The sequence below is a fragment of the Candidatus Tectomicrobia bacterium genome (genome assembly GCA_016192135.1).
In the GTDB taxonomy this organism is placed as follows: domain Bacteria; phylum UBA8248; class UBA8248; order UBA8248; family UBA8248; genus 2-12-FULL-69-37.
In genome coordinates this window covers 86,345-105,527 of the sequence record JACPUR010000013.1, presented here as the reverse complement: position 1 = coordinate 105,527, position 19,183 = coordinate 86,345, and the positions used below count along the sequence as shown (strand labels likewise).

Below are 19,183 nucleotides of genomic sequence, written 5' to 3'. Positions count from 1 at the left end.
TGGGGAGAGCATCCGGTGGAGAGGTATGAAGTCACGTTCCGGGTGAACGGGGAGGCCCGGCGGGCCTCCGTCCGGGGGCAGGACACCCTCCTGCGCGTTCTCCGCGACCTGGGCCATGTGGAGGTGAAGACGAGCTGCGAGGCGGGGGACTGCGGGGCCTGCGCCGTTCTCCTGGACGGGGAGGCGGTGAATGCCTGCCTGGTTTTCGCCGCCCAGGCGGATGGCTGCGAGATTGTCACGGTTCGCGGGATCGGAACGGAGGCGAACCTCCACCCCATCCAGCGCCAGATCGTGGAGAAGGGCGGGGTGCAGTGCGGCTTCTGCACCCCGGGGATCGTGGTGGCGGCCAAGGCCCTCCTGGACAGGAATCCCTCGCCGTCGTTCGAGGACATCCGGCGGGGGCTGGCGGGGAACCTGTGCCGCTGCACGGGCTACCAGAAGCTATTCGAGGCGATCGCGGCCGCCGCCGAGGAGATGCGCGAATGACGGAGCGGGTCGAGACGCGGGTGGTGGGCGCCCGCCTTCCCTTCGTGGACGGCGTGGAGAAGGCGACCGGGGCGACCCAGTTCGCCGCCGACCTCCGCCTGCCCGGGATGCTGACGGGCATGGCGCTGCGGAGCCCCCATCCCCACGCTCGCATCCTCCGGGTGGACGCCTCCAAGGCGGAGCACCTGCCGGGGGTCCACGCCGTCCTCTCCCGGGAGAACACCCCAGCTGCCCGCTTCGGCATCAACCACAAGGACGAGACGGCCTTCTGCCGGGAGAAAGTCCGCTACATCGGGGATGAGGTGGCCGCCGTGGCCGCCGTGGACGAGGACACCGCCCGCGAGGCTCTTTCTCTCATCCAGGTCGAGTACGAGCCCCTGCCGGCCGTCACGGACCCCTTCGCCGCGCTCAGCAGGGGCGCTCCGCTCGTCCACGAGGCGATTCCCGGGAACATCGCCAGCCAGTTCCACGTCGCCCGGGGAGAGGTGGATGCCGCCTTCGAGGCGGCGGACGCCCGCTTCGAGGACGAGTTCCACACCCATCTCGCCCACCAGGCCTACATCGAGCCGACGGGTTGCGCCGCGGAGTGGCGCCCCGGCGATGAGATCACCGTATGGGGCTGCTTGCAGTCGGTGTTCGTCATCCGCACCTTCATGCTATCCCCCGTCATGGGCATCGCGCCGGAGAAGTTCCGCGTGATCCAGACCAAACCCGGCGGCGCCTTCGGCGGGAAACTCGACGTGAAAGCCGCCCTCCTCGCGGCCATGCTCAGCCGGGCGGCCGGGAAGCCGGTGAGCTTCCTCCTTTCCCTGGGCGAGGATTTGATCAGCATGCGCCCGCGCATGCCGGTCCACTTCCGCCTCCAGTCCGCCTTCCGCGAGGACGGGAAGCTGCTCGCCAAGCGGGTCGAGATCGTGGCCGAGAACGGGGCGTACAGCTCCCTCTCCCCGGCCATCATGAGCTCGGTCGCGCTGCGGACGGACAACCTCTACCGCACCCCCGCCGTGGACATCGACGCGCGGCTCGTCTACACGAACGTCTGCCCCTCGGGCCAGATGCGCGGCTTCGGCAACGTCCAGGCCACCTTCGCCTGGGAGAGCCATCTCGACAACGTGGCCGCGGGCCTGGGAATGGACCCCCTCGAGCTGCGGCTCCGGAACTATGTCGAGAAAGGGGACGTCACCCTCCACGGCTGGAAGATCGCGAGCTGCGGAGTGGCCGACGCCGCCCGCTACGCCGCCGGGGCCATCGGCTGGGCGGAGAAGCGGAAGCGGGGCGGGCGGGGCCGGGGGGTGGGGATGGCGAGCACCATCCACGTCTCGGGCAACAAGGGGTTCGCTGTCGAGCTCGGGCCGGACGACACCGAGCCCTCAAGCGGGATCGTCCGCATCAAGGAGGACGGAAAGGTCGAGATATGGACCGGGGAGTCCGACCTGGGGCAGGGCTCCGCGAGCGTCATGGCCTACATCGCCGCCGAGGAGCTGGGGCTCCCCGTCGAGGACTTCGACGTCCCCCCGACCGACACGGGATGCATGCCCTTCGGCTTCGGGGCCTTCGCGAGCCGGATCACCCTCATCGGCGGGAATGCCGTCAAGATCGCGGCGGCGGACGCCCGCCAGGCGCTGCTGGCGGCGGCGGGCGAGGTGCTCGAGGCGGCGCCCGAGCAGCTCGCGGTCGAGGGCCGGGAGATCGCCGTCAAGGGGTTCCCCGGCCGGCGGACCACCGTGAAGGAGGTGGTGCAGGCGGCGGGGGGCTTGATCCAGGGAAGGGGCACCTGGCTCGCCGGAGGGGAGGTCCTGGACAAGAAGAAGTACGGCAACCCCTCCACCACCTACTCCTTCGCCACCCACGCCGCCGAGGTCGAGGTGGACCTCGAGACCGGCATCGTGACGGTGCTGCGGGTGACGGCGGGGCATGATCCCGGGCGGGTCATCAACCGGTTGGGCTCCGAGGGCCAGGTGGAGGGGGGAGCGGTGCAGGCCATGAGCTTCTGCCTGATGGAGGGGCTCTCCCCCCGGGACGGCCGCATCCGGGGGGCCAACTTCCACGACTACCTGATCGCCACCTCCCTGGACGCGCCGCCCGTCGAGCACCAGTTCTTCGAGACCATCGACCCGCACGGCCCCTACGGGGCCAAGGGCCTCGCGGAGACGGCGATCAACCCCACCGCGGCGGCCATCGCCAACGCCATCTTCCACGCCACCGGCGCCCGCATCCGCACCCTTCCCTTCACGCCCGAGCGGGTGCTGGAGGCCATCGAGGCGGCGAAGTCCGAGGGCGGCGTCAAATGACGCCCGTCCGCGGCCTCCGCGACTGGCTGGAGCGGCTGGACGCGTCCGGCCGCCTCCTCCGGGTGCGGAAGCGGGTCAGCCTGCGCCACGAGATGGCGGCCCTCTCCCAGAGGCTGGACGGCGAGCGGGCCGTGCTGTTCGAGGCGACGGACGGCCCGCCCATGCCGGTCCTGGCGAACATCTGCGCCCGCCGGGAGTGGTACGCCGAGGCGATGGGCGTCCCGCCTGGCCGGCTCCTCCCCGAGCTCCAGCGGCGCCAGGAGGTCCGCATCCCGCCCCGCCCCGCCGCCGATGCGCCCTTCCTGCGGAACGTCCAGACGCGGGGCATCGACGTGAGGAAGTCGCTCCCCCTCCCCACCTATCACGAGATGGACGGCGGCCCCTACATCTCGGCCGGCGTCTTCTTCGCCCGCGACCCGGACACCGGGGCGGGCAACGTCTCCATCCACCGGATGCACTGCCTTGAAAGGGACCTCTTCGGCCTCCTCGTCCTCCCACGCCACCTGAAGGGGATGATCCGCCGGGCCGGGGAGCGGGGCGAGGCGCTCAAGGTGGCGGTGGCGGTGGGGCTCGATCCCCTTCTCCTGGTGGCGAGCCAGCTGGTTCTCTCCCCAGGGGAGGACGAACTGGAGATCGCCGGGGGCCTGTGCGGGGAGGCGGTCGAGGTGGTCCCGGCCCCGTGGTCGGGCATCCCAGTGCCGGCCCAGGCGGAGATCGTCATCGAGGGGGAGATCCCGGCTGGGGAGCGCCGCCGGGAGGGGCCCTTCGGGGAGTTCCCCCGCTACTACAGCCCGGCCGGGGAGCGCGAGGTGCTGCGGGTGCGGGCCGTCTCGATGCGGGAGGGGGCCCTCTTCTACTCCATCCTGCCCGCGGGCCGGGACCACCTGCTCATGGGGGCGGTGCCGCGCGAGGCGGGGCTCCTCCGGGACCTGCAGCGGGCGGTGCCCTCGGTGACCGACGTGGCGCTCCCTCTCTCGGGCGCCGGGCGCTACCACTGCGTGGTCCAGCTGGACAAGCGGAACGAGGGGGAGCCCAAGAGCGCCCTCCTGGCCGCCCTGGCCGCCCACTACGACGTCAAGCACGCCATCGCCGTGGACCGGGACATCGACCCCCACGACCCCGCCATGGTGGACTGGGCCCTGGCCACGCGCTTCCAGGCGGACAAGGACCTGGTCGTCGTACCCGGGGCCTGGGGGAGCCGGCTGGACCCCTCCGCGCACGAGGGGGTGACCGCCAAGATGGGGATGGACGCCACCGTCCCCCTCGGGACCCTGGAGACGAGCTTCCGCTCCCTCCGCATCCCGGGGGCGGAGGAGATCGACCTCGATGCCTGGCTGAAGGACTAACGGAGGCGGGCTCTTTTCAATCCAGCTTCAGATTCGGCAGGACTTCCCTGGTGAACCGCTCGAGCTGGCCCATCTGGTCCTTATGGGTGAAGCGGAGCGAGATGTGCCGGGCGCCCGCCTCGATGAAGGCGTTGATGCGGCGGGTCAGGTCCTCCGCCGTGCCGTACACCCCCCACTTCTCGATGCTGTCCCCCCAGAAGGGGGTGTAGTAGTAGGCGAGGAGGAACTCCTCCCCGTTCTTCATCGCCTTCTCCTTGCTGTCGTCGAGGCAGGTGGTCATGTACCAGGCAGGGACGCCCGGGTCGCGCCCGAGGGAGCGCGCCTCGGCCTCGATCTTGGCCCAGGTGGCCCGGAACTCCTCCGGCGTCACCCGGTTGGGGAACCAGCCGTCCCCGAAGCGGGCGACGCGCCGCCAGGCCGTCTCCACCGTGGCCGAGGCAATCCACATCGGGACAACCCGCTGGATGGGCTTGGGCTCCAGGGTCACGTCCTTGCACCGGTAGTACTTCCCCTCGAAGGTGATGTGGTCCTCGCTCCAGAGCCTCCGCATGAGGGTCATGTGCTCCTGGAGGTAGAACATCCGCTTGCGGAAGGGCACCCCCAGGGTCTCGAACTCGTGCTCGCACTCCTGGGGCTTGGGGGGGCCGATGCCCACCCCCAGGATGACCCGGCCGCCGCTGATCACGTCGAGCGTCGCCACCTGATAGGCGAGGAACACCGGGTTCCGGAGGCAGGGGAGGAAGACGGCGGTCCCCAGCTTCACCCGCCGGGTCTTGACCGCCAGAGCCGAGAGAACGGAGAGAGCCTCGAGCCGGGGCTTGGCGAGGACGGAATCCCCCACGAAGACGGAGTCGTAGCCCAGCTCCTCCGCCCGGACGGCCAGATCCACGATGGGTCCCACCTCGGGCACTCCCCTGTTCCAGAGCAGCACCCCCCGGGTGGGGAGGAGGACCCACAGCTTCACCTTCCGCTCAGGCATGGCCCCGCTCCTTCCCTAGAAGTGAAGTCTAAGCAAGTCGTTCACAGGGGCACCCTTCCTCAACAGACGTTCGCTGGGCTTTGCCCCCCTCTCCCTCCGGGAGAGGGGAAGGGGTGAGGGGAGGCTACGCCGCCGAGAATCATCCCTCACCCGGAGCACCCAAGCGGCCTGCCGCTTGGATGTTCCGCCCTCTCCCAAGGGGAGAGTGTGAGAAAACCGGCCCCTCCGGGAGGGAACAACGTGTCTGGATTGCACACCCTAGAAGCGCACCCCGGTGCCCTCCAGGATCCGCTGGACCCGGGCGCGCTGCTCCTCGGAGATGGTGAGCCGCTCGGCGAAGTCCCGGCCCGCCGGCTTGGTGGCGTCGATCCCGACCTTGGTAAGGGTGTGGGTCTCGGGGTCGGACGTCGGGTCGAGGATGGCGCCCATCGCGCCGGGGATGAAGATGATGTCCTTCTCCGCCCGGGTGCGGGTGATGACGGCCCACATCACGTCCGACAGGTTGAAGATGTCCACGTCCTCGTCCACCACGATGACGCACTTGCAGTAGAACTCCGTCCCCAGGGCGGCCATGATGGCCTGCTGGGGCTGGCCCTCGGCCGTCTTTTTCATCGAGATGACGGCCATGAGCGCCCCCGCCGTGATGAGGGGGACGTGGACCGACCGCACGTTCGGCATGTTCCGCCGCAGGGTGTTCAGGATCTCGGCCTCCCGGCTCACCGTCGAGACGAGGAGATGGTCCCCCGACATGCCGGAGGCCACGCTGTGGAACATGGCGTCCTTGCGCATCTGGATGCGTTTGACCACGAAGACGTTCTCGGTGCTGCGGTAGGAGGCGTAGCCGGTGAACTCGCTGAAGGGGCCCTCGGGCTCCCGCACCTCGTTCAATATCTCGCCCTCGAGGACGATCTCGGCCCCCTCGGGGACCTCGATCCCCGGGATTCCGCAGGGAGAGACGCGGTAGGGCTCGCCGAAGAGGGCGCCGATGATCTCGTACTTCCGGACGCCGGGTGGGTAGTGGTAGGCCATCGAGCCCATGTAGTGGATGGGATGGATGCCGAGAGTGATGGCGGCCGGCAGCGGCTCCCCCCGGCTCTCCGCCCGCCGGTGGAACTCGTACATGCGGCGGCGGGAGTGAAGAGAGAGCCCCAGGCGGTTCTTGCCCTTCAGCATGAGCCGGTGGAAGCCCGTGGTGTCGACCCCGGTCTCCGGATCCCGGGCCACGAGCTGCCCGGCCGTGATGTAGGGCGCGGCGTCCACCTCGAAATGGATGGGAATGGGCAGTCGGGTCAGGTCCACCTCGTCCCCTTCGAGGACCACCGCCTTCCAGGGGGCGTCGGGCACCACCTCGACCGGAATGTAGTTCTGGCACCGCTCGCGGTAGGCCGCCGGGAGCGCGTCCGGCTTCACGCCGAGGGCCGCCGCGAGGAGCCGGCGGTTCGCGGCGATGTTGGTGACGACGGGGATGTCGAAGCCCTCCACGCGGTCGAACACGAGCACCGGCTGGCGCCCCGCGCGCTCGAACTCGAACACGGTGGAGGTGATGTCCAGCCTCCGGCTCACCGGCTCCCGGATGCGGATGAATTCCTCCGGGAAATCCCGCTCCACCATGCGGAGGAAGCCGCGCAGGCTCTGATCGGCCATGCTCACGCCCCCGCGGCGCGCCGCGCGCCGCCGCCCTTCGCCCAGGCGCCCCGGTCCTTGTAGGGATTCTCGAGCGGGGGAAGGGGGGGAAGGCCTTCGCGCGAGGGAGAGCCCTCGACTTCCTCGATGGCGATCACCCGGGCGGGCGCGCCCTCGGTGTCCTTGAGCTTGAGCGCCCCGGTCACGAGCAGGACCCGCTCCTTCCGGATGGCGCCGATGTTGGTGCACCACTCGATGAGGCAGATCCCGCGGCTCAGGAACTTGATGTGATTGGGGCTCCAGTCGGGCGCCGGCCATTTCCGCTCGGGAGGGGGGTAGAGAGGCGAGTCGCAGGTCATGAAGTCCTGCACGAGGGCCTTGATGCCCTTCCCGATGAGCCAGTCGGCGGCGTCGGTGGTGAGGTAGATCATGTGCTCCCAGAAATCGCGCGAGCCCCAGGCGCGGTCGGTCCACTCCGTGCTCACGATGGCGATGTCCCCCGGCCGCACCCCGACCCCCGCCGCCTCGAGGTCCTTCGCCGACACCGTGTCCGACGGCCCCTTGCCCGGTATCTTGATGACGCACGCCTCCCCGCAGAGATGGTCGAGCGGCACCTCGTGGTTCTTCAGGCCGTCGTGGTAGAAGTGCGCGGGAGCGTCGTAATGGGTGTAGCTCTGGGTGGTGGTCTCGAACCGGAAGTTGGCGATGTGATCCACGTCCAGGGTGGCGATGGGCGTGATGGTGGTGCCTGGCGCGGGCTTGCCGTAAATCTCGTCGCGGGGGAATTGGACGTAGGTGTCTTTCGGATCCATGACCAGGGTCAGATCCACGAACCGGTAGCCCATCTCGCCTCCTGTGAGGGAAAGTCGCCCGGCCTCCCCGCCCCGGGGCGGGGAGGCCGGGCTTCCGCCGGGGCTACTTCAGCCAGCCCTTTTCCTTGTAGTATCGCGCGGCGCCCGGGTGGATGGGGGTTCCCATCTGGTCCTCTTGCCAGGCCGTCTTCTCGGGCTTGAAGGTCTTCAGCCCCTTGTGGGAAGCCCGCAGCTCGCCGATTCGATCGATGAGCGTCTTGACGATGATGTAGGCGGTCTCGTTGTCCATCGAGGCCGCGACGTTCATGGATGTCGTGAAGCCGAAGGTGGGGAGCGGCTGGGTCTGCCCGGGGAAGGTGTTGGCGGGCATGGTCTCCTTGAGGAAGCCGATCTTCATGAGCTGGTTCCGCACGGAGTCGTTGACGCCGAGGAAGCGGAGCTGGCCCTTCTTCTCGATGGCAATCTGGGTCAGGGACGGGTGCCCGGGGTTGACGGTGTGGCTGAACATGTCGGCCTGGCCGTCCTTGATCCGGCTCGTGATGACGTTGAAGCCGGTGTGGGTGACCGAGCCCCCCCACTTCTTGATGTCGTCGAACTTGATGCCGTGGGCTTCGAGCATGGCCTCCGTGGCCCATTGGCCTAGGCCCCCGCGGGGGACGGTCACGTAGTGGACGGGAATCTTCTTGTCCTTGATGTCGCTGATCTTCTGCACCTTCGGATTGGTCGTGACGATTCCGAGGTAGTACTCGTCCATTCCGCCGATGAGGCCCCGAAGGTTCTTGTAGGCCTTCTTGTAGGCCACCTTCCCCTGATAGGCCCAGTTGGCCGCGATGCTGAAGGTGAGGGCGGCGTCATACTTGCCTTCGCTCACGTTGATGGGATTTCCGATGGCGCCGCCCTTCGCGAGCGCGTCCATCTGAACTCCCACGTTGGCGTTGTTGATGATGTTCGCCATCGCCGCGGCGTAGATGTACCAGCCGCTCCCCGGGTTCCAGCTCCCGAGCTGGATGCGCTTGGCGGCTTCCGATCGGCCGGAGCCGGCGAGGCAGAGAGCGAGAACCGCCAGGAGCACGAAAAGGCGCTTCCATGCTTTTTGCGTCATGACGACAACCCCTCCTGAATGGGTGTTCCGCCCGGCCCGGCAACCGGCGCGGCCGGGCCGTGGCCATAGCCTCCCGCCGGAGCCGGCGGCGGGATTCTTCACCTCGGCTCCTGCGCGGGAGCCGCCTTGGGATGTTCCATCCGGTGTCCCGCCGGGGCGGCCCGCCTGACGCGGTGGACGTGGATCCAGCCGCTCAACAGGAGCAGCGCCAGCCCCAGCAAGTCGGTCGTCTTCTCCGGGACGATTAGCCCGATCGCGCCCGCCAGGAAAGCCGCGCGCTCCCACCCGGCCGCCGGGCCGGCCAGATAGCCGGTCACGGCGGCGGCCAAGGCGAACACCCCCAAAGCGCAGGTGGCGGTCACCCACAGTGTCTCGGTCAGCGGACCCTCGAGCAGCATGGCCGGATTGTAGGCGAAAGCGAAGGGGACGAGGAAGGCCGCGAAGGAGAGCTGGAAGGCCTTCCAGCCGGTCTCCGAGAGGCCCGAGTCCGCGATCCCCGCCGCGACGTAGGAGGCGAGCGCCACGGGAGGGGTCACCATGGAGAGAATCGCGAAGTAGAAGATGAACAAGTGTCCCGCGATGGGGAGGAGCCCCATCTTCTCGAACGCCGGCCCCATGAGGGTGGCCGCCATGATGTAGGCCGCCGAGGTGGGCATGCCCATGCCCATGATGATGCAGGCGACCATCACCAGGAGGAGCGCCGGCAGGAGCCGGCCGGCCGCGACGTCCACGATGAGGCCCGAGAACTTGAGCCCCAGGCCGGTGTCCACGAGCACTCCGACGATGATTCCGGCCACCGCGCAGGGAATGGCGACGGGAATGGCCATCCGGGCGGCGGATTCGAGGGTTTCGATGATCTTGACGGGTCCCATCCGGGTGGCGCGGCGCACCCAGCTCAGAACCACCACCCCGATCGCCGCCGAGGTCGCCGACCACATCAGGGTGTAGCCCGCCACCATATAGCCCACGATCAAGATGATGGGGAGCAAGAGCAGCCCGCGCTCGAGAAGGATTCCGCGCAGCAGGGGTAGCTCGCTCCGGCGCATCCCGGCAAGCCCCCTCTTCCGCGCCTCGAGGTCCACCATGAAGAAGAGGGAAAGATAGTAGATGACGGCGGGGATGGCCGCGGCGGCGGCCACACTCAGGTAGGGGATTCCCGTCATGTCGGCGAGGATGAACGCGGCGGCGCCCATGATGGGGGGCATGATCTGCCCGCCCGTGGAGGCGACCGCCTCGACCGCGCCCGCGTAATGCGGCGCGAAGCCGAGCCGCTTCATGAGGGGGATGGTGAACACCCCCGTCCCCACCACGTTGGCGGTGGCGCTCCCGCTGATGGTGCCCATGAGGCCGCTGCTCACGATCGCGGCCTTGGCGGGGCCGCCGCGGTAGGGGCCCGTGAGCCTCACGGCCATGTCGATGAACAGGCGCCCCCCACCCGAGATCTCCAGCGCCGCCGAGAACAGCACGAAGTAAAAGACCACCTCGGCGCTCACGCCCAGGGGGACGCCGAACAGCCCTTCCACCCCCATCGTCTGGAACTCCACGAAGGGGGCGAACTGAACGGACCGGTGGCCGAAGTTGCCCGGGATGAAGTGGCCGAGGAAGTTATAGGCCAGGGCCGCCAGGGCGATCGACGTGACCCCCCAGCCCAGGGACCTCCGGGAGGCTTCGAGGGTGAGGAGAAGGTACAGGACGCCCGCGATGAGGTAGCGCAGGGGCACCGGGTCCACATCACGGATGCGGTTGTTCAGAAAATCCCACTCCGCCGCGTACATGCCGGCCGAGGCGAGGGCGGTGAGGGCGAGGGCATAGTCCCAGGCGCCTGTCTTCGCCTCCTTCCAGGCCGGCGTGGTCAGGAACACGAGGGCCAGGGCGAAGCTCAGGTGGATGGGCCGGACGAGGAGAACGTGCGACATCCCGAACACCGCCCAGTAGAGCTGGAGAAGGGACCAGAGGATGGCCAGCAGGGCGACCGGATGGAGGAACTTCTTCATCTGGGCCTCATCGAGCCGAGGGGAAGAACCGTTCCTTCCCGTCCGCCGGAGCGCGTGGGGAAGAGTCGGAGATAAGCAAAATTACCAGAGGATTGTTTCCCTGGCGTTACCTGGGCGAAGCAGAAGCTGAAGAAATTATTTTAGCAAAATCGGCCTCCAAACCCAAAGCGGCGCTTCTCGCACCGGTCCGAGCGACCGGCCGGTCCTCGCGCCGGCGGGCCTCATCGGGGCCGGTGGATGGAAAACTCGCCCCTCGCCTCCTCGAACTCCGGGATGGACGTCTTGCCGTGCAGGACGAGCTCGGCCAGCACCCGGCCCGTGAATGGCCCGAACTTGAAGCCGTGCCCGGAGAAGCCCGCGCCGACGGCGACGAGCGGATTTCCGGGGTGGAGGTCCAGGATGAAATCCTCCGTCTCGGTGTTCGTGTAAAGGCAGTGCTCCCACGCCAGGAGCCGGCGCGGGACGGCGGCGAGCTGGGCGCGCAGGAACCCCCAAAGCTCCTCAATGCGCGCGGGATCGGGATGCGCGGGGGCGGCGTCCGGGTTGTCGTCGATGCCCTGGGCGAGGTGGCGGGCGGCCTTGATTCCGGGCCGGCCGAACTCGGGCATGCCGTAGTAATGGCCGTTCTCGCCGTCCGCGATGTAGAGCCAGACCGGGAACCGGCCGATCCCGTAGTCCGCCCGAGCGCCCGCCGGCTCGAAATATCCGACGGTCTGCCGGGCGGCCTTGAGGCGGGGCCGGAGAAAGGGCAGGAGCCGCCCCACCCACGCCCCCGCTGTCACGATGAGCCGCTCGGCGCGGAACACCCCCCGCTCCGTCGCCACTTCGAGGGGCTGGCGCGAGGCGTCGATGGAGAGGACCTCCGTCTCCTCCATGATCTGGGCCCCGCCGCCGCGGGCGAGACGGATCAAGGCCGCGATGGCGTCGTCGGCGGCGACCACCCCCGCGGTGTGGTCGAGGAGAATGCCCTCGGCATCCTCGAAGCGGAACTGGGGGAAGCGCCTGCGGCCCTCGGCGGGCGTGAGCCACTCCACGCGGGCCTGCGCCTGGAGGACGGCGCGCTTGTATTTCTCCAGCGCCTCGCCGGGGGGGCCGAAGAAGCAGCCGGGGCAGGGATGGACGAGCCGCTCCCCCGCCTCCCGCTCCAGGCGGGGCCATTCCTCCTCGTGGAGGAGGTGCATCAGGCGGGCGTACAGGGGGGAGGCGTAGGTGCTCCGGGTGATGCGGGCCTGGCCGTGGGAGCTGCCCCGGTCATGGCCGAGGCGGAAGCGCTCGATGAGGCCCAGCCTGCGGACGCCGAGGCGGCGGAGGTGGTTGAGGGAGGCGAGGCCGTTCAGGCCCCCGCCGATGACGAGGACATCGAACGTCATGGCGGGCTTCCTCTGGAGGAGCCTTCGGCCTCATTTCCGCCAGGGGCGGGTGGGGGTCTTCGTCAGCACCTCGCATCCGCCCTCCTGGACGAGCACCATCTGCTCGACGTTGGCGCCCCCCACCTCGGGCAGGTTGAAGGTGGGCTCGACGCAGAGCACCATCCCCGGCGCGAGGCGGGCGCCGTTGTCCGGCTGGATGAGAGGGGCTTCCACCGTCTCCAGGCCGATGCCGTGCCCGGCCATCGGATAGAGATACCGGCCCGCGCCCCCCGCGTTCTGGTCCAGGAAATGCGAAGCGGCGCGGTGAACGTCCGCCGCGCTGGCGCCCGCCCGCACCGTGGCGACTGCCGCCTCGGTGGCCGCGGCGCACAGCTCGATCATGGCCTCGACCTTGGGATCGAGCTTCTTGCCGGGCACGACGGCCGTCCGGTTCACGTCGAAGCCGTAGCCCTCGAACGCCCCCACGTAGTCGAAGCGGATGACGTCCCCCGGCTCCAGGCGGCGCTGGGTGGCCTGGGGCCAGCGCGAGCCCCAGCTCGCCCAGGGGCCGCTGTGCACCCGCACGTAGCGCACGAAGTCCGCCCCCGCCCGCATCCCCGCCGCGTGGCCCTCGGCGCAGAGGTCGCTCTCGCGGGCGCCGGGCCGGATGGCCGCGAAGATGGCCGCGTAGCCCGCCTCGACGATGCGGGCCGCCCCCCGCAGGTAATCCACCTCGGCCGGGCTCTTGGAGGCCCGCAGGCCGTCCACCAGCTCGTTCGCGTTCTCGAATTTGGCTTCGGGCAGCGCCCCGGTCAGGTCCCGGTACATGGTGGCGGGCATGATGTCCTCGCCCGCGATGCCGACCCGGCTTTTCTCCGCGCCGAGCCTCTTGAGCTGATTCGCGCAGGCGAGGGAAATGTTGCTCTCGGGGCGCACGTCCGGGATGTGGACCATCTCCCGGCGGAAGTTGCGGTGATCGACGAAGAGGACGGGCTCCGCCTCGAGGGGCAGGACGAGCAACCCGTGGCCCATGCCCCGGACCTTCTCGCTGAAGGCGCCCGGCGGGAAGGGGGGGAAGTGGTTCGTGAGATAGGCCAGGCTCCCCATCCGGTCGTAGAAGGAGCGGCCGATGACGAGGAGGATGCCGAGCCCCTGGGAGCGCATGCGCTCCCGCGCCCGGGCGAGGCGGCCCTCTATCTCCTCCTTGGAGACGCCCGTTCCGCTCTCGATGACCATCGGCGCCTCCCTGTCCGCGAAACGCGCGGAGGGCGAGGTTAATTGAGCCGGGGGAGGAGCTCCGAGACGAAGTTCTCGAGCTGTTCCTCCTGGCTGCCGCCGGCGAAGCGGACGACGAAGACGGTCGCACCGGCCTCGATGTAGCCCCGGAGCTCCGCCTCGACCCGGGGCCCGTCCCCCATCACGACGAGGAGCTGCTTGCGCACTTCCTCGAAGGTCTTGTGGTAGTACTTGGAGAGGAACTCCCCGCACTCTCGCTCGGCCTTCTTCGCGTCCGGATTGATGTTCATGGTCACGTAGAGGCACTGGGGCATCCGCTCCGCCTCGGCCCGGCGGCCCGCCTCGCCGGCGTAGGCGAGAATCTTCTCCCAGCATTGCCGGTAGAGGCCGGCCGTGATGGAGTTGGTGATCCAGCCGTCGGCCAGGCGCGCCACGCGCTTCAGGCCCGATTCCACGAGGTTGCTCGATATCCAGATGGGCGGGCCGCCCGGAGTCATGGGCCGGGGTTCCAGCTCGACGCCCTTGAAGGAGAAATGCCTCCCTTCGTAGTCCGCCTTGGGATCGCGGAGGAGGAGCTTGAGGATCTCCACCGTCTCGGTGAAGCGGCGCGCGCGCTCGTTGATGGGCACTCCCAAGGTCTCGAACTCGAACTTGAGGTCCGGCCTCCCCACGCCCAGGCCGGGGAGCACGCGCCCGGGCGCCATGCAGTCGAGGGTGCTGAGCGCCTGGGCGAGCATCACCGGGTGGCGCAGAGCGGCCAGGAGGACGGCCGTCCCCACCTTCACCCGCTTCGTGGAGGCCAGGACGGCCGCCCAGGTGGTGTAGCTCTCCAGGCGCGGCTTGGCCAGGACGCTGTCCCCGAGCCAGACCGAATCCAGCCCCAGCGCCTCGGCCTTCCGGGCGAGGTCGAAGATGGGGCGGCAGTCCGCTCCCGCTCCCTTCGCCTGGACGACCACGCCGCGGGTGGGGAGGAGGTAACCGAAGTGGAACCGGGCCATGGGCAATAGCCTCCGATCGAAAGGTTTCCAGGCGATTCCGCGGCCTCGCCCCCGCGCGGCTGCGGGAGAGATGAGGTTCCCCGGAGGCCGGATGGAGAAGGAATATTAAGGAAAATCCCCGCCAGCGACAAACCCGCCCGTCTCCGGCGCGGGAGAGGCCGCGCTCCCGAGGCCCTAGGTGCTACGCAAGGCTTTTGGTGAAAAGGAAGAACGAGTGGGGCGGGAGGCCCAGCCCTTCGCCTTCCCGGGCGATGTCCCCGTCGGCCATCTTCGTCCCGTGCCCTCCCCACCGGGCGTCGGCGGAGGCGAGCTTCTTTGTCCAAGGGCCGCCGGGGAGGGGAAACGAGCCTTCCGATTCGCCGAAATGAAAGACGGCCGCCGCCTCCTCTCCCCCGCCCCGGCGGCGGAGGAGCAGCACCTTCCGCTCCTCGAACGCTTGGATTTCCAGGTCTTCCTTGCGGAGGCGGGACAAGGCGGGGGACCCGCGCCGAAGCCTGATGAGGGCCCGGTGGAATTCGCGCAGCTTCTTGTGCATGTCCTCGTCCATGAGGCGGTGTTGGAGCTTCGAGCGCAGGAAGGCCGCCTCGCCCTGCGGGTCGGGTGGCGTCTCCCGCCAGCCGAAGGAGGAGAACTCCTCCGCCCGGCCCTTCCGGACCGCTTCGATGAGGCCGGAATCCGTATGGCTGACGAAATAGAGGAAGGGAGCGGTCTCCCCGTACTCCTCCCCCATGAACAGGAGAGGGAGAAAGGGCGAGAGCAGCACGAGCCCCGCCGCCATCTTGAGTTTCTCGAAGGGGACGAGGGCGCTCAGGCGCTCCCCCCGCATCCGGTTGCCCACCTGGTCGTGGTTCTGGGCGCAGACGACGTGGCGAAAGGCGGGGAGATGGCGGGCGCTCCTTCCGTGCCGGCGCTTGCGGTAGCGCGAGTAGCCGCCAGAGTGCACGAAGCCTTCCCGGAAGGCCTTGGCGAGGTCCGCCAGGCGGCCGAAGTCGGCGTAGTAACCCCCGCGCTCCCCCGTGAGCGCGGCGTGCAAGGCGTGGTGGAAGTCATCCGTCCACACCGCGTCCAGCCCATGGCCTCCCTCCTCCCGGGGCGTCACGAGCCGGGGGTCGTTCTGGTCGCTCTCGGGCATGAGATAGATTTTCCGGCCTTCGGCCTCCCCCTGCCGGTGGACGGCCTCGCCCAGCTCCTCCAGGAAGGGACGGGCGGAGGTGTCCAGGATGGCGTGGACGGCGTCCAGGCGCAGGGCGTCGAAGCGGAAGTCCCGGACCCAGTACAGGGCGTTCTCGATGAAGAAGCGGCGCACCTCGTCGCTCCCCGGCCCGTCGAAGTTGAGCGCGGCGCCCCATGGCGTGTGGTAGGCCGGATTGAAATAGAGGGGGGAGAAGTCCCGGGTGTAGTTCCCCTCCGGGCCGAGGTGGTTGTAGACGACGTCGAGGACGGCGGCGAGCCCCCGGGCGTGGCAGGCGTCGACCAGGCGCTTCAGCCCCTCGGGGCCCCCGTAGGAGTTCTGGACGGCGAAGGGATAGACGCCGTCATAGCCCCAGTTCCGCTCTCCCGGGAACTGCGCGACAGGCATGATCTCGACGGCGGTGACGCCCAGTTCCTTCAGCCCGTCCAGGAAGGGGATGACCGCGCCGAAGGTGCCCTCGCCGGAGAAAGTCCCCACGTGGAGCTCATAGAGGATGTAGTCGCCCAGGGGGATGCCCTTCCACCCGGCATCCGTCCAGGCGAAGGAGGCGTCCGTCACCTCCGAGGGTCCGTGGACGCCCTCGGGCTGGAAGCGCGAGGCGGGGTCGGGCCGCTCCTTCTCGCCGTCCAGGCGGTAGAGATACCGCGCGCCCGGCTGCACCCCCTCGGCGATGACGTGGTGGTAGCCGTTCTCCTCCCGGAAAAGCCGAAGGATGCGGTCGTCCGGCCCCACGAGCCGGACCTCCACCCGCTCCACGGCCGGAGCCCAGAGACAAAATTCGCACCGGCCGTCTCCCAGGCAGGTTGCGCCGAGCGGCTTATGAGCGTCGCTCATGGAGCGATTCCTCGTTTTCTTGCGGTGCAATGATGAAGACGAATGACTCCCATTCGCAGCACTACGAAATCCGCTCCAGCAGGGCGACCGGCATCCGGGAGAAAACCTCCGCCAAGGGGAGGCCGGCGCCGGCGGCCTTGCATTCCTCTCCCGTAAGGCAGTCCCTCCAGCGGGACGAGCCGAGCCTCCGGCCGAGGCGCAGGGCGGTATCCTCCCAGGCGTCCTCCCCCACCGGCGGTCGGCGCGCTGCATCCAGTTGTACGAAAAAATGCCCCGCCGCCGCTACGAAGACTTTTTTCCCCTTCGTCCGCGCGAAAGCGACCACATGCCCCTTCCGCCTGCCGGCGGCCTTGACGGCAAGATATGCGCCCCGTGCGAAGAGGCCGGAGTGCCTCCGCCGGGCCTCGAGCGCCCGGCAGGTCACGAAAAGCTTGGCGCGGCCGTCCTCCGGCGCCCGGGCCAGCCTCCCGGCCAGCGCAGCGTAATCGGCGGCGCCGCGGATGCGGGCGAGGACGCGCTGAAGGCGGGTGAAATCCACAGGCCTGCGGTTGTCGGGATCGACGAGGGAGAAACTCAAGGATTCGCAGCCTTGGTAGAAATCCGGCACCCCCGGCGAGGCGATCTTGAGGAGGGTCTGGGAGAGGGAGTTATAGAGGCCGGGCCGAATGATGCGCGCCATGAACTCCTGGAATTCTTCCAGGAACAGGTTCCCTCGGCCGCGCTTCAGGATGGCGGAGATGAAGCTCCGGACCGCCTCCTCGTAGCACTCGTCCGGATTGAGCCAGCTGGTGCGCCGCTTGGCCTCCCGGAGGGCCTTCTGCGTGTACGCCTGGATGCGACCGGTGAACTCGCACCGCACCACTTCGTCCATGGATTCGCAGGGCCATGCCCCCGCCAAGGTCTGATACAGGAGGTACTCGTCGTCCGGGGCGGGGGTTTCCGCGCCCTTTATCCGGCATTTCCACCTCCGGTTGAGGGTCCGCCAGCGCCGGATGGTCTCCTCCCACTCCTCCGGAATCTCGGAGAGCACGTCGAGCCGGGCCCGCACGTCCTCGCTCCGCTTGGTGTCATGCGTGCTGGTGGCGGAGAGCCCATGGGGGAAGCGGCGAAGGCGGCTGAGATTCTCCCGGTGGAACTCCTCCAGCGGCCCGCCGAACCGGTCCGGCTCCCCGCCCACCTCGTTCAGCGAGGCGAGGGGGTAGTAGCGGTAGAGGGCCGTATCCTCGTAGCCCTTGGCCATGACCGGCCCGCTCAGCTGCTGGAAGCGCAGGAGGAACTCCCTCCGCAGGGAAGGGTCGGCCCGGCGCTCTTCGCCGAGCAAGAGCTTTCCGATGCGGGCGAGGACACCGCGTTGGCGGGAATTATGGGCCTGGGCGTCCCGCACCGCCTCGCGCACCCGGCGGGCGTCCACGGCCGAAAGCTTTCCGCCGCGCCCGTAGGTACGGTAGACCCTGAAGGCGGCGAGGAGCTCGGACAGCGCCTTTTCCAGCTGGGAGAGGCCGAGGCGCTTCGAATGGCCCGAAATCGCCTCATTCAGCAGGCGGGCGAGGCGGTTCACATCGCTTCCGAAGGAGGCTTCGATCACATGCTTCTTGCTCTCGCGCACGATTTTCCCGAAGGGGCGCCTCTCCCCCGCGTACCGCGCGTAGATGCGCCGGAGGGCATCCCCATCCTCCGCCGCCACGAAAACGCCGTTCAGCAGGTTCAGGAATTCGTAGCCGGTGGTGCCCTGGACAGGCCAGCGCGGAGGCAGGGTTTCGTCCCTCGCGAGGATCTTTTCAACGAGGATGAAAGGATTGCGCTGGGGGCCTGCTCGGCGGCCGGCCCGGATGGCGCGCCGAAGGTCGCGAAGGTACTTCTCCGGGTCGTAGAGGCCGTCCACGTGATCCACCCGGAGGGCCTGCACCCACCCCGCGCGCATCAGCCGGAGGACGAGGCCGTGGACGGCCTCGAACACCTCCGGGCGCTCCACTCTCAGGCCCGCCAGCTCATTGATGTCGAAGAACCGGCGGTAGTTGATCCTGCGGTGCCCCTCCCGCCAGAACTCCAGCCGGTAAGGCTGGGACTCGAGAATCGAGGCGAGCAGGCGGCGGCCTTTCGCCGAATTGATCTCCTCCAGCGCGGCTTCCAGGGCCCGAAGAAGGGCGCCTCCGCGCCGCGTGATCGCCCCGAGCCGCCGCTTGACGCGGGCGGCCTCGTCCCGGCGCTTCCTCGCCTCTTCCGGATGCCCGCTCCAGTGATCGGGAAGCCGGGACAGCATGCGGCTCAGGCCCTGCAGGAATCGGGCGCCGCGGGTCGCCCGGCTCTTACTGGCCGCCAGATCGAGAATGGGCGGCCAGGTGTCCGGCGCAAGCGGAAAGCGGGAGGTGTAGTAACGCGCCCAAAGGCTTCCGCCGCCGAAGAAAAGCCTGATCTCCCGATTCCGCAGCACCTCTTGGAGCGAGGCCCCGAGGACGGGAAGCAGGGCGCGCCGGCGGAGCTCCTTCTGGGGGGGCTCCCATTCGATGGCGAAAAACTCGGCGTAGGAGGAGGAGCGGCCGTTCTCAAGGACGTCCTGCCACCAAAGGTTTCCCTCGTGGGCGATGCACATGTGGTTGGGGACGATATCCAGCAGGAGGCTCATGTCCCGTTTCGCGAGCGCCCGGACGAGGCGGCGGAGGCTCTTTTCGCCCCCCAGCTCTGGATTGACGGAGGAGAAATCGATGACGTCGTATCCGTGCCCGCTTCCCGGGCGGGCGGCGAAGATGGGGGAGGCGTACAGGTGGGTGATGCCGAGTTCCCGCAAGTAAGGGCAGATTCGAACGGCATCGTCGAGGGTGAAGCGGCGGTTGAACTGGATGCGGTAGGTGGCGCCCGGAGGGAGAGCCGGGGCTTTCATGCGTCGGGGAGGAGCGGCTCGGGCGCTCCGGCGCGGGCTCATCCGTTCATGTCTCCTGTCCTC

Annotated in this window: 13 protein-coding genes; 3 read left to right on the top strand and 10 right to left on the bottom strand. The window is 68.9% G+C overall.

Features of this window, described 5'->3' with window-relative positions; all coding sequences use genetic code 11:
* Positions 1 to 15 precede the first annotated feature (15 nt).
* The 3 genes from HYZ11_04635 to HYZ11_04625 are packed head-to-tail and all read left to right on the top strand — an operon-like array spanning position 16 to position 4,123.
* A complete protein-coding gene (locus tag HYZ11_04635) occupies positions 16 to 486 on the top strand; it encodes a (2Fe-2S)-binding protein (GenBank protein MBI3126871.1) in 471 nt (156 codons plus the stop codon).
* Entirely contained in the window at positions 483 to 2,777 is a 2,295-nt protein-coding gene (locus HYZ11_04630) for a xanthine dehydrogenase family protein molybdopterin-binding subunit (protein MBI3126870.1), read from the top strand. Before HYZ11_04635 ends, HYZ11_04630 begins: the two co-directional genes overlap by 4 nt.
* The gene (locus tag HYZ11_04625) at positions 2,774 to 4,123 is read left to right on the top strand and encodes a UbiD family decarboxylase (protein MBI3126869.1); all 1,350 of its coding nucleotides are present in this window, start codon (positions 2,774 to 2,776) and stop codon (positions 4,121 to 4,123) included. The genes HYZ11_04630 and HYZ11_04625 overlap by 4 nt, the downstream gene beginning before the upstream one ends.
* Positions 4,124 to 4,139: 16 nt before the next feature.
* Here HYZ11_04625 and HYZ11_04620 read toward each other — a convergent pair whose 3' ends face one another.
* The 10 genes from HYZ11_04620 to treY form a co-directional block, all read right to left on the bottom strand.
* Positions 4,140 to 5,102, bottom strand: coding sequence for an LLM class flavin-dependent oxidoreductase (locus HYZ11_04620; GenBank protein MBI3126868.1), 963 nt, complete (start codon positions 5,100 to 5,102; stop codon positions 4,140 to 4,142).
* Between the two features lie 258 nt (positions 5,103 to 5,360).
* On the bottom strand, positions 5,361 to 6,746 hold the full coding sequence (locus HYZ11_04615; GenBank protein ID MBI3126867.1) for a UbiD family decarboxylase: 1,386 nt from the start codon (positions 6,744 to 6,746) through the stop codon (positions 5,361 to 5,363).
* 2 nt (positions 6,747 to 6,748) lie between these two features.
* The gene (locus tag HYZ11_04610; GenBank protein MBI3126866.1) at positions 6,749 to 7,570 is read right to left on the bottom strand and encodes a cyclase family protein; all 822 of its coding nucleotides are present in this window, start codon (positions 7,568 to 7,570) and stop codon (positions 6,749 to 6,751) included.
* Positions 7,571 to 7,640: 70 nt separating this feature from the next.
* Positions 7,641 to 8,639 carry a TAXI family TRAP transporter solute-binding subunit gene (locus HYZ11_04605; GenBank protein ID MBI3126865.1) on the bottom strand — a complete coding sequence of 333 codons (999 nt, stop codon included), beginning with the start codon at positions 8,637 to 8,639 and terminating at the stop codon, positions 7,641 to 7,643.
* A 98-nt stretch (positions 8,640 to 8,737) separates the two neighbouring features.
* On the bottom strand, positions 8,738 to 10,633 hold the full coding sequence (locus HYZ11_04600; protein ID MBI3126864.1) for a TRAP transporter fused permease subunit: 1,896 nt from the start codon (positions 10,631 to 10,633) through the stop codon (positions 8,738 to 8,740).
* A gap of 221 nt (positions 10,634 to 10,854) precedes the next feature.
* Positions 10,855 to 12,003 (bottom strand): N-methyl-L-tryptophan oxidase, encoded by a 1,149-nt coding sequence (solA, locus tag HYZ11_04595; GenBank protein MBI3126863.1) that lies wholly within the window; start codon positions 12,001 to 12,003, stop codon positions 10,855 to 10,857.
* Positions 12,004 to 12,033: 30 nt separating this feature from the next.
* Complete coding sequence (locus tag HYZ11_04590) at positions 12,034 to 13,218, bottom strand: aminopeptidase P family protein (protein ID MBI3126862.1); 1,185 nt, start codon at positions 13,216 to 13,218, stop codon at positions 12,034 to 12,036.
* A 38-nt stretch (positions 13,219 to 13,256) separates the two neighbouring features.
* Positions 13,257 to 14,216: an LLM class flavin-dependent oxidoreductase gene (locus tag HYZ11_04585; protein MBI3126861.1), complete on the bottom strand. Its 960-nt coding sequence runs from the start codon at positions 14,214 to 14,216 to the stop codon at positions 13,257 to 13,259.
* A gap of 181 nt (positions 14,217 to 14,397) precedes the next feature.
* On the bottom strand, positions 14,398 to 16,242 hold the full coding sequence (gene treZ, locus HYZ11_04580) for a malto-oligosyltrehalose trehalohydrolase (GenBank protein ID MBI3126860.1): 1,845 nt from the start codon (positions 16,240 to 16,242) through the stop codon (positions 14,398 to 14,400).
* A gap of 61 nt (positions 16,243 to 16,303) precedes the next feature.
* A complete protein-coding gene (gene treY / locus HYZ11_04575; GenBank protein ID MBI3126859.1) occupies positions 16,304 to 19,162 on the bottom strand; it encodes a malto-oligosyltrehalose synthase in 2,859 nt (952 codons plus the stop codon).
* Positions 19,163 to 19,183 lie beyond the last annotated feature (21 nt).